Annotated in this window: 13 protein-coding genes; 5 read left to right on the forward strand and 8 right to left on the reverse strand. The window is 52.2% G+C overall.

The annotated features are described in order from the left end of the window. Positions 1-12: 12 nt before the first annotated feature. The gene (locus HF324_RS11835; RefSeq protein WP_168802661.1) at positions 13-486 is read left to right on the forward strand and encodes an inorganic diphosphatase; all 474 of its coding nucleotides are present in this window, start codon (positions 13-15) and stop codon (positions 484-486) included. Between the two features lies 1 nt (position 487). Then, positions 488-982 (forward strand): DUF421 domain-containing protein, encoded by a 495-nt coding sequence (locus HF324_RS11840; RefSeq protein WP_168802662.1) that lies wholly within the window; start codon positions 488-490, stop codon positions 980-982. On the opposite strand, the gene HF324_RS11845 is transcribed toward HF324_RS11840, so the two are convergent. Next, the gene (locus tag HF324_RS11845; RefSeq protein WP_168859847.1) at positions 975-1382 is read right to left on the reverse strand and encodes a response regulator; all 408 of its coding nucleotides are present in this window, start codon (positions 1380-1382) and stop codon (positions 975-977) included. The genes HF324_RS11840 and HF324_RS11845 overlap by 8 nt on opposite strands. Positions 1383-1579: 197 nt before the next feature. Between HF324_RS11845 and HF324_RS11850 the strand changes: the two genes are divergently transcribed. Continuing rightward, complete coding sequence (locus HF324_RS11850; RefSeq protein WP_168859848.1) at positions 1580-2890, forward strand: PQQ-dependent sugar dehydrogenase; 1311 nt, start codon at positions 1580-1582, stop codon at positions 2888-2890. 147 nt (positions 2891-3037) lie between these two features. Here HF324_RS11850 and HF324_RS11855 read toward each other — a convergent pair whose 3' ends face one another. The 7 genes from HF324_RS11855 to HF324_RS11885 form a co-directional block, all read right to left on the reverse strand. Continuing rightward, positions 3038-5251: a glycosyl hydrolase family 8 gene (locus HF324_RS11855; RefSeq protein WP_168859849.1), complete on the reverse strand. Its 2214-nt coding sequence runs from the start codon at positions 5249-5251 to the stop codon at positions 3038-3040. A 524-nt stretch (positions 5252-5775) separates the two neighbouring features. Beyond that, entirely contained in the window at positions 5776-6723 is a 948-nt protein-coding gene (locus HF324_RS11860) for an endo-beta-N-acetylglucosaminidase H (protein WP_220101301.1), read from the reverse strand. Between the two features lie 238 nt (positions 6724-6961). Further along, positions 6962-8596 carry a SusD/RagB family nutrient-binding outer membrane lipoprotein gene (locus HF324_RS11865; RefSeq protein ID WP_168802666.1) on the reverse strand — a complete coding sequence of 545 codons (1635 nt, stop codon included), beginning with the start codon at positions 8594-8596 and terminating at the stop codon, positions 6962-6964. Between the two features lie 27 nt (positions 8597-8623). Continuing rightward, complete coding sequence (locus HF324_RS11870) at positions 8624-11182, reverse strand: SusC/RagA family TonB-linked outer membrane protein (RefSeq protein ID WP_168859850.1); 2559 nt, start codon at positions 11180-11182, stop codon at positions 8624-8626. Further along, complete coding sequence (locus HF324_RS11875) at positions 11110-11901, reverse strand: STN domain-containing protein (RefSeq protein WP_168859851.1); 792 nt, start codon at positions 11899-11901, stop codon at positions 11110-11112. The genes HF324_RS11870 and HF324_RS11875 overlap by 73 nt, the downstream gene beginning before the upstream one ends. A gap of 264 nt (positions 11902-12165) precedes the next feature. Then, positions 12166-13359, reverse strand: a complete 1194-nt coding sequence (locus HF324_RS11880; protein ID WP_168859852.1) for a FecR family protein — start codon at positions 13357-13359, stop codon at positions 12166-12168. A 149-nt stretch (positions 13360-13508) separates the two neighbouring features. Continuing rightward, a complete protein-coding gene (locus HF324_RS11885; protein ID WP_168802669.1) occupies positions 13509-14078 on the reverse strand; it encodes an RNA polymerase sigma factor in 570 nt (189 codons plus the stop codon). 192 nt (positions 14079-14270) lie between these two features. On the opposite strand from HF324_RS11885, the gene HF324_RS11890 reads away from it, so the two are divergent. Beyond that, on the forward strand, positions 14271-15074 hold the full coding sequence (locus HF324_RS11890) for a HipA family kinase (RefSeq protein ID WP_168859853.1): 804 nt from the start codon (positions 14271-14273) through the stop codon (positions 15072-15074). Further along, a complete protein-coding gene (locus HF324_RS11895) occupies positions 15052-15438 on the forward strand; it encodes a DUF3037 domain-containing protein (protein ID WP_168802671.1) in 387 nt (128 codons plus the stop codon). The genes HF324_RS11890 and HF324_RS11895 overlap by 23 nt, the downstream gene beginning before the upstream one ends. The last annotated feature ends 53 nt before the right edge of the window (positions 15439-15491 follow it).

Below are 15491 nucleotides of genomic sequence, written 5' to 3' on the forward strand. Positions count from 1 at the left end.
AATTGCGTATTCATGATTATAAAAGAGCTGCATGTGGTGATTGAAACACCCAAAGGGAGCAGTGAAAAATATGATTTCGACCCCGTGTCGCGCTTCTTTGTAATGAGCCAGTCATTGCCTGCGGGCATGATGTTCCCGTTTGATATGGGCTTTATTCCCGGGACAAGGGCGGAAGACGGAAACCCGCTTGATGTCATGGTGTTGTCCGAGTTTAAAACATTTACCGGTTGTATGATTAAATGCCGGTTGATCGGCGCTATTAAAGCGATCGTTCATGAGCCTGACGGTATGCAGGTGCGCTGGGACAGGTACATTGCAGTGCCTTTTCTCTCCCGCGTGTACAAGGAACTGGACGTGGTGCCGGATAAACTGGTGCGGGAATTGGAGGGTTTCTTTGCGGCTTACCACGGACTGGAGGGCAGGTTGTTTAAGCCTGCCGGTTACCTGGATGCCGCTCCCGCCTACGAGCAGATAAAATTTGTTTGATATGGATATCGCTGGTGTCTTTTGGGGTGACGGAGAGAAACTGGACCTTCTGCAGATGTCTGTACGCGCCCTTTCCATGTTCTTCATCGCCCTTGTCCTGATCCGGCTGGGCGGCATGCGTATTTTCGGCAAACGTTCCGCCTTCGACACGATCATCATTATCATGCTGGGCGCTATCCTGGCACGAGGAGTGATCGGCGCGTCGCCGTTCTGGTCCACCGTAGCGGCATCAGCTACGATGGTGCTGGTCAACCGGCTGGTGGCATGGTTATGCGCCGCCAATGACACGGTCAATGACGTGATAAAAGGAAAACATTTACTGCTCTGCGAAAACGGGCAGATTCACTGGGACAATATGAAAGTGGCTTCTTTAAGTAAATCGGACCTGATGGAAAGTCTCCGGCTCGAAACAAAACAGGATTCACTGGAAAAGATAGAGAAGGCTTATATGGAAACCAACGGAAGGATCAGTTTTTTGCTGAAGAAGACTATCTGAAGCATTTCTGCCATTTTTCTTCCAGCACATCTTTCAAAATACGGCAAAGGGCATCGAAGGAATCCGGTTTGGTGAGGAAGAGGCGGGCGCCCAGCGCCATGGATTCCTGTACGTCTTCCACCATGTCGGAAGTACTGAGGATCACTACTTTGGTGATGCTCCTGTGAATGAGTTTCCCCAACTCACGCAAACATTCCTTGCCATTCATCATCGGCATGTTCATGTCCAGAAAAATATAATCCGGATCGACAAGTTTTTTGGTGAAGAGCAAATCAATAGCCTGGATACCGTTTTCGCAGTAGTGGGTCTCTACCTCAGGCGAGACTTTTTTAATGGCTTCACTGAAGAAAATCCTGTCATCAGCGTCGTCATCGATGACCAGGACGGTGTGTGGCTTCATGTTATATGGTTAATTCAGGTTTACAAATGAAAAATTCCAATCTAAATTTCTCAGTTTGATGTTTTCATAGGTTTATAAATATCGCTCAATAAAAAGATAAAATCAAATAATAATATAATTAATATATTGTTGTGACAGCTAAAGCTGGTTGGAGTTGTATTTGCAGGGATAATCAGGAATCCTGTAAATCATATCTTATGAAGATCTGTTATGGCTTGCTGATGCTGTTAACAGCCTGTCACGCAGCAAAAATGAACCCGGGCTCTTACGGTGGTTCTGTTACTACCAAAGGTTATCAGGCCGACTCCCTGGCGAAACCGTATGCTACCCCTTCTGTTACCAACTACAGCAGGGTGGTCGGGTGGGCTGAAGGTCAAACGCCGGTAGCGCCTGCCGGTTTCACCGTCACCAAATTCGCCGATGGGCTGGACCACCCCCGCTGGCTCTACGTCGGCGATAACGGGGATGTGTTTGTCGCTGAATCCAACACGGTACTAAAGGGCGTCAAAAAAGTCGGCGCTAAAATCTCCCGTAAAATCAAGACACAGCATTATGGTGAAAGCGCCAACCGCATCACCCTGTTGCGTGACGGGAATAAAGACGGCTACGCAGAGCAGCATTATGTGTTCAAAAAAGACCTCAACCAGCCCTTCGGGATGCTGATATCCGGCGCGCACTTTTACGTGGGTAATACCGACGGTTTAATGCGTTTTCCTTATCGCGCCGGCGATACGGCTATCCACGACAGCGGCGTGCAGCTGCTGCCGCTGCCCGCAGGGGAGCATAACCAGCACTGGACCCGTTCTTTATTGCCGGACCCTTCGGGAAAGAAACTGTATATCGGCGTAGGATCGGGCAGCAACGTGGCGGAAAAAGGGCTCGGCAATGAAGTCCGCAGGGCCAACATCCTTGAAGTGAACATGGACGGAAGCGGTGAACGCGTCTATGCATCGGGGTTGCGCAATCCTGTGGGAATGGACTGGGCCCCCGGTACACGGCAGCTGTGGGTGGCGGTCAACGAGCGTGACGGGCTGGGCGACGAATTGGTGCCCGATTACCTGACGGCTGTGAAAGAAGGCGGTTTCTACGGCTGGCCTTTTTATTACTACGGATCGCATCCTGACCCACGCATGGAAAAAGAACTGGCGCTGGCGCCGAAACAGCCGGTCATTACACCGGACATACCGCTGGGCAACCATACGGCCTCGCTGGGGCTGCTGTTTTACAGGGGCAAAACATTCCCTTCAAAGTACCACCAGGGAGCATTTATCACGCAGCATGGCTCGTGGAACCGCTCCGTCATCTCCGGTTACAAGGTCATTTTTATACCTTTCCGTAACGGCAGCCCCGCCGGGCCCCCGGAAGATTTCCTGACCGGTTTTGTGGCAAATCAGACTCAAAGTGAGGTCTACGGCCGTCCGGTAGGGATCGCTGAACTGGCCAACGGAGATCTGCTGATCACGGATGACGTGAGCAATGTGATTTGGAGGGTACACCGTAACCGGTAGTATTTCCGGATTTTTTGATTTACGATTTTTTGATTTCGTCCAATGATTAAATAGGAGAACCGAAGCGGGTGCTTTGACCCGCTTCGGTTCTCCTATAATTTTCGTCTACAAAATCAAAAAATCGTAAATCAAAAAATCCCTAAATGATTATTGTTCTTTCACTACTCTTTTAACCGTGGCGCTGCCTTCCTGTACCAGTTTGATGATATACACGCCTGCTGCATGTTTACCGCCATGGAATGTAGCCTGGTGGGTACCGGCTGCCTGCTGCCCGTTGACCAGCACCGCTACGGGTTGACCGGCGAGGTTATACACGATCAGGCTGGTCACGCCTGCTTTATCAAGGGTGTAGGTCACGCGGAGATCTTCCCGGAAGGGAATGGGGTAGGCGTCTACGTTGAGTTTGCCGGCTTTCGACGGCGCATCATTTACAGGGTTGAAAGTGGCGGAAGCCGCACCTGCCAGTGATGTTTGTGTTTTGACTTTCACTTCGGTGTAGCTGTTCCACGCATTAACATCATTGCCGTGTCCTGCAATTCGTACATACTTGGCCGTTACTGCCGTAAAGTTGAATGCTTCGAAGGCGGTGGAAGTGCCGCTGCTCAGTTTATTGGCGGCTACGGTGGTCCAGCTGGTGCCGTTGCTGCTGACGAGGATATCGAATTTTGCCCTGCGGGTATCGCCTTTATAGAAGGCGATGTCTACGCCGGTAACGGTTTGGGTGGTGCCGAGGCAGAACTGGATGTATTGTTCACCGCTGGCAGACCAGCGTGTATTGAAATCGTTGTCCAGTACGTTGGCCGCTACGTTGCCGTCATCGCCGCTGGCTTCTACAGGGTTGCAGCCCGGAGTGGCGGCCACGGTAATGTTGACAGCGGCAGAAGTGGTGCTGCTGTTACCGTTGTCTGTGGCTTTGGCGGTAAGGCTGTAGCTGCCGGCGGCCACGTTGTTCCAGGTATAGGAATAGGGACTGGTGGTATCTTCTCCCAGTTTGGTGCTGCCGTTGAAGAATTCTACTTTTTTCACTGTACCGTCGCTGTCGGCGGCAGTAACGTTGATGGTTACACTGGCAGGCGCCGTATAGCCGGTATTGTTAGCCGGTGCGGTGATGCTCACGGTAGGGGCTTGGTTCACCGGTCCGGAATTGCCGGGTATCCACCAGTTGCCCGAGATAAAGAGTTGGCAAAGCAGGCCATAGGAATCGCTGTAGTAGCCGCTTTTGGCAGTCTTCAGCCAGTTCCAGCCGGCGTTAAGGAATGCCTGGTTATTGCTGCTGACAACAGATGCGGCCACGAAAGGACCGATGAATACGGCTTCCTGGCCGGAGCCGCGGTTATTGCCGTTCAGTTGATAGCCGTCTACGATAGCAGTAGGATTGTTGTTGGTTTTGTTTTTTACCCAGTTCACCATCTTGTTGGTAATGGCGAGGGCGTTGCTGCTGCCGTGCATAGCGTAGTCCATAACCATGCGGAGGGGTACGCGGCAGGCGTTGTAGTTGTATTCGTTGGTTTCGTCATATTCGTCGAGGAAGCCGGGAGGACAGGGCTCCGGCGGGTTCTTCACCACGAAGTCGGAGATAAGGCCGGTATTGGGGGTGTAGGTGGCGGAGAACTGGGAGTATACGCCATAGAGCGTGTTGATCACGCTGGTCCAGGTGGCGTCGCCGGTTTCCTGGTAGAAGGCCCGCATGTGGTCCATCATCCAGTCGGACGGCCGGGTGTCGAGCGTGGATTTGGAGTCGGAGTCACTGAGACTGAGACGTTTGCTGTTGGTCACATAGCTCACTTTGAGGCCATTGTTGATCATGTCTTTGGCTTCCGCGAGATAGTTGATGGCGCCGTTGGAACCCCACTGATAGTGGGCGAGGATGAGCGCGTAGGCGATGTCCATGTCACCGTCTGTTGCGGAACCGAAATGTCCCTGCGCGCTGGAGGCGTCGGCTACCACCCAGCCCATCAGCTTGGGGTTTTCGGAGCTGTGGTAGGCCCGGGCGGTTTTAAACAGGCCGTTAAAAATCGTTTGGGCGTTGGGGTCATGGCCGGCCATCAGGGCCACGATCACCATTCCGTACCCTTGTCCTTCGGAAGAACCCAGTGCTTTATAGCCGTCGGGGTTACCGGTAATTTCGCCTTTTACATAGTAGCCGCCCGGTAGTGAAGTCAGGTTGTTCTTCAGGTAGGTGGCTTTCCAGTAATCGTAATAGCTGGCCACGCTGGCGTTCATGGAAGCCTGGGTAACGTTGTTGGGCTTGATACAGTTAGGATAGCTGATGGCTTGCGGGAAAGGCTTGTTCTGCGCCTGCACGCAAAAACCGGCTACGTTCAGCAGACCGGCCAACAAAAACAATAAATGTTTAATCATAAGGGTTTGTTTTAGGGGTGAATTATTAAAGATGTAGGTTTTGTTTCCGTTTGTCTGAAATGTCCGGGCACGTGGTCTCCGTTTGCTACAGGTATTCCCGGGTTTTAACAGTCATCGTCTCCGTTTCGGTACAGTAGGTTTTCGTTTGTTTTCAGGCACTGCGCCGGCTTCATTGCCAGGCTCGTTGTTCGTTCAGATGTAATAGGTCTTCGTTGGGTTTCACTCCGCTGCAACAGGTCTTCGTTGGGTCGCTGCTCTCTGCTACAGTGGCTGTGCTGGTGCGATCGTTCCGTATGGTTATTTCCTTTCGCTGGTTTCCTGTTTGAATGCAATCGTTTGCATTCTACTGTGAAAATAAGTGATTTTTTTTGAATTTGTCAAGTGAAAGACAGAAATAATGCGGCTTTCAGGTGGATGGGACTGATAATGACGTGGTTATGCGAAAAAATATTTCTGCGAAAACGAAAAGGGGCTGACCAATATTGGTCAGCCCGTTCTCTCAAGACAGATTGTAAACAGGGGCATCAGGGCGTATACGTTACGCTGCTGCCATAGAGGATGTTGGACACACCGGAGAAATACACATGTTTGTCGGTGCTGGTGAGGTTGTACCACAGGTAAATACCATAGCCGTTGTTTTTGGTCTGGGTGGCCAGCCAGTTGGCGGTGCTTTGACTGGTAGCCTGAATATCCACAGCTGCGGGGCCGAGGTTGGCCTTGGTGAGGCCGGCCACATTGGGCACGGAATACGTGCCATACATGGCATTCCAGCTATAGTTGATAAAGTCGCCTGCTTTTTTGCCGCCCCAGGACAAACGGGAAGCCGCCGGACCGTAATAATAGAACGATATTATTTTGGTGGGCATCAGCTTCCGCAGCTCATCGAGGAGCATGACAAAGGAGCTGTCATTGGGTTGTGGCAGCCCATTGTTACCATAGTCGGCATATTCGTCGTCGAAATCAATGCCATCCAGCCCGTAGTAATTGGCGGTATCGGCCAGCTGCTGGGCGAAGGCTTTGGCAGCAGCACGGCTGGTGAAGTTACAGAAGCCGGCACCCTGATGGTTTCCAAGGATAGACAATAATACTTTCATGCCTTTGTTCTGCAGCGGCACAATCTGTGTGTTTTTGTTCACCAGCACGTTGGTCACGTTCGGATTGTTGTACAATACGGCCTTACCGGTGGTGGTGTTGTAATTGATGTTCGCTGCGAAAATGATGGCGATGTCAAACAGTTGTTGACCGCCGGTGGTCAGGGTGTACTTACCGGTATTCAGGAGGCTGTTGCTGTTGACTTCAACATAACAGACAGATTTACCACCTGCTTTGGTAACGGTTTCCACCCTGGGTTCAGATTTGGTTTGCGGGTTGTCGGGCCTGGCTTCGTCTTTTTTACAGGAAGCCACAAACAGAAGGGTTGAACAGGAGGTCAGCATCAGGAAGGATGACCATACGCGGAATTGTTTTTTCATACGTAAATTTTAACGGTGATTGATATGATGATAACTGATGCTCCTGATGAGCGGTGAGCTGCGCGGATCATAAGAGGGGCGGGCGCGGAACAGGTCCGGCGCTAAGCAGAAAATGCTTTTTTGTATGAAGGCGCTTTGCTCATCAGGAGCATCAAATTTTTAGATTGTACGATGATGATTACATCATGACCAAACTACACTGTTATCCTGCGATATCATTACCACGTCGCTAGTCGCCTCAGCGTTTGTCCCACCAGAGCGGGGTGCCGCCGTTGTCTTCCGGTTTGCTGAGCAAACCGACGGCTTTGGTGACCGCTGCGTTGTTGGTGTTGTATTCATTCTGCGGGAAGGGAAGTCTTCTTACCTGCAGGGTGGTGCTAATGGTCCCACCGCTGTTGTTGTTCACTACCGGGAACAGTTTAGGATAACCGGTGCGGCGGAACTCCGTCCACGCTTCCTGACCTTCGGGGAACATGGCCAGCCATTTCTGGGTGCTGATACGTTCCTGTTTCTGGGCAGGGGTAGCGCTTTCCACCCATTTCACCGTGATATGGGTAGGGGTGTCGATGTTGTTCTGCGCATTTTTCGGGTCTACATATTTGTCCGGGGTGTTCACGCTGTTGTTGACATAGTTGGCGTCTGCCACGTGCCACTGTTCCAGGGAGGTGTTGATGCCTTTCTCATACAATGACTGTACGGTACCGCCGGCATTGGCAAAATTGTTCAGTGCCGCTTCTGCACGGAGGAAGTACACTTCCGCGGCGGTCATCAGCTGTACCGGTGTATTCAGCGTAAAGATATCGTCCTGGTAGTTGAGGGCGGAATAACCCACGTAATCATCTTTGGCATTATTGCCTGTGATGCTGCCCAGGCGGATACCAACGTACTGTGCCGGGAATTTAGTATCAGTAGACTTGGATATGTACTTAGCGAGACGGGGATCTTTATAACCGGTCAGATAACATTGCAGGGACGCATTGATCTGAATATCATTCCAGTTTTTAGCCACGAACACCAGCGGGTTCGTATAGCCTGCGCCGGGAATCCTTACGGTCATGTTGCCGTTGTTGGTGGTGATCACACCGCCTTTGGCAGGGTCCAGGGCTTTTTCGGCTTCCGTTTTGGCGAGCGCGGGATCAGCCTTGATAACGTGCATGGCTAAACGTAAGCGCAACGAGTTGCTGAACTGCAGCCATTTGGTGAAGTCAGCATTGTATACCAGGTCAAAGTCGCCGAATTTGAAGGGCAGTGTTTTACCGCTGGCAATGAAATCGCGGAGGGTATTCCCTGCAGTGTCCAGTTCTTTGAACAGGCGGGTGTATACTTCCTGCTGGCTGTCATAGTCGATGTTGGTCTTGCTGGTGCCGGCCTTGCTGTAGGGAATAGGGCCGTAAATGTCGGTAACGCGGCTCATGGCAGTTACCTGTACGATCTGGGCCACGGCCCACACGGCGGGGAAGTCTTTTGGAATATTGGACTGCCGCAGTTTGGCCAGCTGTCCCATGACGCTCAGGTAACCTACTTTGAAGGCTTCTCCGTTCCAGCCGGTCATCATAAAATAGCTCAGGTTATTCCTGCCGCCGTTGAACGGATTGGCAGAAGCCATGTAGCCTGAAAAGCAGTCGGCATTCAGGTTTTGTTGTAACTGGAAAGAGTTGGGATCGCCGCCGCCGGAGAAGTTATAAATAGCCATAGTAGCCGTCTTCAGATAACTGAGGTTATAGAAGTCCGCTTCCAGCATTCCGTTGGGGATACCGGTGTTATCGGTATTGTACAGCTCAAAATTTTTGGTGCAGGCGCTCATCGCCAGCAGCAGTCCCGCTGCGATAGCGGGAAGGCGATATTTACCGGAGAATATGTTGATACGTTTCATGTTTTTCTGTTTTACGGTGGACATAGATTAGAAAGTAGCGTTCAGCGTCAGGCCATAATTGCGGGTAGCGGGCGGCATGAAGATATCTACACCGGACAGGCCGTTGGCGGTAGACATGGTCATTTCCGGATCGTAGGGCGCTTTTTTATGGAAGTAGATCAGGTTACGGCCGGTGAGGGAGAAACGCAGCGCTTTCATCCAGCTGTTTTTCACCGGAACGGTGTATCCGAGTGACAGTTCACGCAACCTTACCACGGTAGCGCTGTACATATACTCACCGGATACCGCTTCGCGGCCACCGATGGTGCTGTACCATTTCTGCGGGTCCACGCTGGTAACAGCTTTCTGGTCAGGGCCCACACCGTTGATCGCTACACCGCCGGCATCACGGGCATCGCCGGTTGCTTTGGATACGCCATACTGGTCTAATACCGACTGGGTCACAGACATCACCTGGCCGCCGAATTTGCCATCGATGAGGAAAGACAGGGTGAAGTCGCCGTAGGAGAGATTGTTGTTCCAGCCCAGTTGCCATTTCGGATTGGCATTGCCAAGGTAAACCACATCTCCGCCTTGTTTGATGGGAGATCCTTTGTCATCAATTTTAATACGGCCCTGTTCATCGCGTTGCAGCACTGTGCCGTAGATGTCGCCGAAAGAACCGCCCACTTTGAATTTGGACACAAAGTTGGCGCCGGAAGCGCCGCTCAGCACAAACTCAGGGTTGGTTTCTGCCAGTTCCACAATACGGTTGTCATTCACGGAATAGTTGACACCGGTATTCCACTGGAACTTACCGCCGCGGAACACGTCATAGCGGAACACTGCTTCGATCCCTTTGTTCTGGATGTTGCCGGCATTGAAGTAGAAGAGGTCATAGAAAGATGCCTGCGGAGACTGGATGCTGAGCGTCTGGTTGTGGGTATTGGTTTTATAGTAGGTAACGTCTGCTGTCAGCCTGTTATCGAAGAAACGCCATTCCATACCAAATTCCATCGATTTTGTTTTCTCCGGTTTCAGGTCGGTGAAAGGCGCCTGTACATTGCTGATAGCGCTGCCTACGCCAAAAGTATTGTCAGCAACGTGGCTTTTGTAAGGATCGGGGGAGTTGCCTACTTCTGCATAAGAGCCTCTTACCTTTAGGAAGGAGATGGCTTGCGGCAGCTGCATCATCTGGCTGAGGATCAGGTTGAGGCCTACGGAAGGGTAGAAGTAGGAACCGTTGGGCGTATAGGCGAGGTTGGAAGACCAGTCGTTACGGGCGGTCACGTCCAGGTAAGCCATTTCTTTAAAGGAGAGGCTGGCGCTGCCAAAGGCGGACTGGAACTGTCCGTGGTTTTCAGGCAGGGTACCGGAGTTGAGCGCGTTCAACGTGTTAAAGTTCTGGATGACGAAGATGTTGGCGATCTTCAGCCCATCCTGGCCGGAGTTGAATTTTACGCCGGTAGTCTTCACATCGCGGAGGCTCCCGCCTAGTACGCCGGTGAGACGGAAGTCTTTGCCAACGGGAATATTATAGTTCAGTAACAGGTCACCGTATTGTTGAGTGGTAGTGGCGTTGTTGTAGTTGTAGACGCCATTGGCGGGGGCCAGTACTTTATAGGTGCCGGCATACATCTTCTGCTCATATACGTCATTGATGCGGTCAATGCTGCCACGGGCCTGTACATTCAGCCAGGAGTTGATTTCATATTTCACACTGGCGTTGAGCAGCAGCCGGTTCCTGTTCAGGGTGTTGGGACTGCGTTTGGTGATCCACCAGGGATTTTGCTGGATATCTTCCAGGTTGGTCCAGTTCTGGACCGGCAGGAAGTTGCGGGACGGGTCGGGTATCTCAAACTGGTTTTTGAAAGGCCGGATGTCCTGACCGCGGGGGAAAAGGTATAAGCCAATCAACGGATTCAAATACAAACCGGAGAGCGGCGTATTGTCGATCTTCTGGGTCATATAATTCACGTCAGCTTCCGCGGTGAGTTTATTATTCAGGAAGTGACCTGTTTCCTTGAAATTGATATTGTGGCGGCCCAGTTTATTACCGGGTTCTATACCGGTAGCGGCGGTATTGGCGTAGGAGAAATACGTCTGCAGTTGTTCCGTGCCGGCAGACAGGCTTAGGGCGTTGGTATAGGTCTGACCGGTTTGAAAGAACGATGACATATTGTTAACCGCAGGACTGCTGAGCTTATCGCCCCAGCTTTGGGGAGAAGTGGCGTTGGTCCTGCCATAATTATCCTGCAGTTCCGGTTTGTAGGCTGCCTGTGCGAGGTTTACGCCGGAAGAGAAGTTGATCTGCGCTTTACCGGTTTTGCCGCTTTTGGTGGTGACCAGGATCACCCCGTTGGCGCCCTGGCTGCCGTAAAGGGCGGCTGCGGAAGCGCCTTTCAGCACGGAGATGCTTTCGATGTCTTCCGGGTTCATGTTGGAGATGGGGTCGCCGCCGTCGTAGGCGTTGCTGCCGCCATAGGCGCTGGTAGGCTGATTGGTGAGGTTGTTGTTCATGGGCACCCCGTCAATCACGTACAGCGCCTGGTTGTTACCGATGCCGGACTTGTTGCCGCGCAGTACCACTTTAGCCGAACCGCCCACGCCGGAGGCGCTGGGGAGATGGAGAGGCCGGCTACTTTACCGTTGAGGGTATTGATCAGGTTCGGGTCTTTGGCTTTTGTCAGCTCGCCGCCGCTCACCTGTTGCATAGCATAGGTGATGGCTTTTTCGGAGCGTTTGATACCAAGGGCGGTGACCATTACACCGGTCAGCTGGGTGTTGGACATATTGAGCACTACCGCCAGGGTGGTATTGCTGCCGATGGTGATTTCTTTCGTTTCATAGCCGATGGAGCTGAACACCAGTATTTCTTTGGCGTTTGCCTGGATGGAGAAGCCGCCCTGTTCGTTGGTGATGGCGCCCCGGGTGGTGCCTTTCACCTGTACGCTGACGTTGAACAGTGGTTTCCCGTCGGCGCCGGTGACAGTACCTTTGATGGGCGCTGCCTGGAGTACGCTTTCCGGCGCCGGTTTAGGGCTGATCACGATGATCTTGTTGACGATCGAGTATTCCAGGGGCTTGCCTTTCAGGCATTTGTCGAGTACGTCCGTCAGCGGGGCGTTATTGACATTCATATTAACAGGGCCGGAGCCTTGCAATAACTTTTCATCGTACACAAACTCATAGCCGGTTTGTTTGCTGATGTTATTGAACACGTCGTACAGGGCTAGCCGTTTACCCTTCAGGGTAACCGTTTGGGAAAACGATTTAGCACTTATGTGCAGGGTGACGGCCAATAGCAGGGTGGCAGTTAATTTCATAACCAACAGAAATTTTCGGAGCAAAGGCCGTTCTGGCCGGCAGGCTTTGCCAGTAGTAAGTTGTTGCATACTTTTGTGTTCGTGGCTTTTTAAAAAATTCAGTTTCTAATCCTCAAGTGAAATTGGGTAGCCATTTATTGCCGGGCCCTGACTGCAATCGGGGTCCGGTTTTTTCTACCGCTAATGGTGGTTGATGTTGTTCATTACGTGTTCATACCATGAAATCTTTTAAACGTTACATAATTTTTACTACAGGTATAAGTGCTAGTGGGGCGTCACCGGTCTCGCGGTGATGGTACGTCCTTCCACTGTGAATTTGACGCGTTGGGTAGTTTCGAGGGCTTTGAGCAGGGCGCCTGCATCTTCGCGGCGGGAGATCACCCCCGTAAGGTCGATATCGGACACATTGCCGTCATAAGCCACTTCTATATCGTACCAGCGGGCCAGCTGCCGCATGATGGTACGGATGTTGGTATTGCGGAAGCGGAACTTGCCTTCTTTCCAGGCAAGGGTTTGTTCCACATCGGCCACGCTGGTTTCAAAAGTGCCGCCGTTAGGGGATATGGTCGCCTGGTAACCGGGTTTGAGCAGGCTTTGCTGACCGCCACGGGCCACCTGTACGGCGCCGTCTACCAGGGTGGTGCGGATGGCCTGTTCGTCGGCATAAGCCATCACGTTGAAACTGGTGCCCAGCACCGTAACGGTCATCTCTTCCACGCCGGGAGTGTTGACTTTTACCCGGAAAGGCATCTGTGCGTTCTGGCTTACTTCAAAATATACTTCCCCTGTTACCTCCACCAGCCGCTCTTTGCCGGTGAAAGCTGCCGGGAAACGGATACTGCTGGCGGCATTCAGCCATATCTTACTGCCATCGGCCAGGGTAAGCTGGTATTGCCCTCCTCTGGGCGTGGCTACCGTATTATAAAGTGGTTGTTTATTATCGCCATTGCCTTTGTAGGTCAGCGCCCCGTTGGTGTTGCTGATCTGCGTACTGCCCTGTACGGCCAGTGCGCCGTTGCTGCTGCTGTCCAGGGTAATGGTGCTGTTGTCCGCCAGTATGAGCATGGCTTTGTTGCTACCGGGCGCCAGCGGGTGGGATTTGACCGTAACGGCCACGGGTACCGGCGCTGCCGGCCGGCGCATCAGCAATAAGCCACTGGTCATGATACCTGCCGCCAATATTGCCGCCGCGGCATACATCCAGCGTCTCCGGACTGTGTTGCGCACCGGCCGTAGCGGCATTGCCTGCAATACCTGTTGCAATACCGCGTTTTTCTCCGCTGCTGCCCATTCGGCTTCGGGGGCCGACCGGGTATACAACGTATGAAGGATATCAGCCTTGATCTCCTCTTCAAATGCTCCGCTGGCAACCGCTTCCTGCAGTTGTGCCAGCTCATCCGGGCTCAGCGGCTGATACTTATATTTATCCAGTAGTTGCCTGATTTCAGCGATAGTCATTATAGCGACTTTAGAATGGTGACAGGGGTAAAGACGAACGACGGAAAGAAAAGGAGTATCCCCCGGAAAAAAATTTTGAAATTTTTTGATGTACGATTTTTTGATTTTGGGGATTGGGAAATAAAGCCCCAAAATCAAAAAATCGTACATCAAAAAATCCAAAAATGATTGAGCTGTTGTTTGATGATGGACCGTAAAGAGCGGAGGGCCAGCTGCAGTTGTTTTTTTACGGTGTGTACGGAGATATTCAGTTGATGGGAGATTTCTTCATTGCTCAGCCCCTGCTTGCGGGCGAGGTAGATTTTTTTGCGCGCCGGCGGCAACGAGTCGATGGCGTCATGCAATATCTGCTGGTATTGGTGGTCCTGCACCACATGGTCCGTGTCGTTGGCATAACCCGGTTCCTGCATGCCGAGGTAAGCCATGGCTTTTTGTTTTACCTGCTGTTTGCGGAAGCTGTCATATATATGGTTGCGGGTTAATATAAAGAGGTAGTCGGAAAAATCATCGATGGCGTTCAGGGCTTCGCGCTTCAGCCACACCCGCATAAAAATCTCCTGTACCACTTCCCTGGCCGCTGCGGGGTCTTTCAGATACAGCATAGCGGCATTGAACACCTGTTGGCTGTAGGTGTTGAACATGCGCGTGTAGGCGGCCTCGTTACCTGCTGCTATCGCTAGCAGTTGCTCTCTTTCATCCGGGATAGATGACCTTGACAATATGTACCTGATTTTCTTCCGCCTAAATATAGGAAACAATTCGGAATCGGTGCTTCAGGGGCCTTCCAACGCAGGGGATAAGTCTCCGCCTTTACCGTGCAGGTACATCGTGATGCCATGAAAAGCCGCGCTGAACCTGATTCTGAAAAAAATAACCTAATTTGGGCCGTCCTTAACAGGATAACAACTATTATGTCAGGTATCAACAATCATCAATATTCACTCAGGACCGTGCAGGTGACCCGCTACGTGACCCCGTTGCGGGAAGGTGGTTCGCTGCCTGCGCTGACGGAAGCCGACGACGGTTTCCTGTATGTGCTGAAATTCAGGGGCGCCGGCCAGGGCGTGAAAGCCCTGATCGCTGAACTGATCGGCGGAGAAACAGCCCGGGCGCTGGGCCTCAAAGTGCCGGAAATCGTCTTTGCCACGCTGGACCAGGATTATGGCCGCAACGAGGGCGACGAAGAAATACAGGACCTGCTCAAATCCAGCGTGGGCCTCAACCTGGCGTTACATTACCTCTCCGGGTCCATTACCTACGATCCGGTGGTGACCACCATCGACGAAAACCTGGCCTCGAAGATCGTATGGCTCGACTGCCTGCTCACCAATGTGGACCGTACCGTGCGGAATACCAATATGCTGATGTGGCACCAGGAGCTGTGGCTGATAGACCACGGCGCTTCGCTGTACTTTCATCACTCGTGGGACAACTGGGAGGAACAGGCCACCCGGCCTTTCGCCAAAATAAAAGACCATGTATTGCTGCCGCAGGCTACACAGATAGCGGAGGTGGACAGCGCTTTCCGCGCCATCCTGACGCCGGAGCGCATCCGCGCCATCGTGGACCTGGTGCCGGAAGAATGGCTGACCGGCCATGAAGGCGTGTCACCCGCGGAAAGACGCGAAGTATATGCACAGTTTTTAACCAGGCGGGTTGCCTCCTCAGAAATTTTTGTAAAAGAAGCAGTATATGCAAGATCAACACTTATATGAGTACGCCGTTATACGCGTAGTGCCACGGGTAGAGCGGGAAGAGTTTCTCAATGCAGGTGTCATGCTCTACTGTAAAAAACAGCAATTCCTGCAGATGCGGTACACGCTGGACGAAGCCCGGCTGCGCGCGCTGTGCCCGGCCATCGACATTTCAGAGCTGGCCGCTTACCTCTGCGCCATCGAAAAAATATGTAACGGCGGCCGGCAGGGCGGACCTATCGGCATGCTGGACCTCGCTTCCCGTTTCCGTTGGCTTACCGCCACGAGAAGTACTATCGTACAAACTTCCAGAACGCATGGCGGACTGTGTACAGACGCGGCGGCCACGCTGCAACGCCTGTACGAACAACTTGTTCTTTTATAAATTACGAATTACGGATTACGAATTACGAATGGAGGGCTCCATTATGGAGCGGT

The organism is Chitinophaga oryzae (genome assembly GCF_012516375.2).
GTDB classification, from domain to species: Bacteria; Bacteroidota; Bacteroidia; order Chitinophagales; family Chitinophagaceae; genus Chitinophaga; species Chitinophaga oryzae.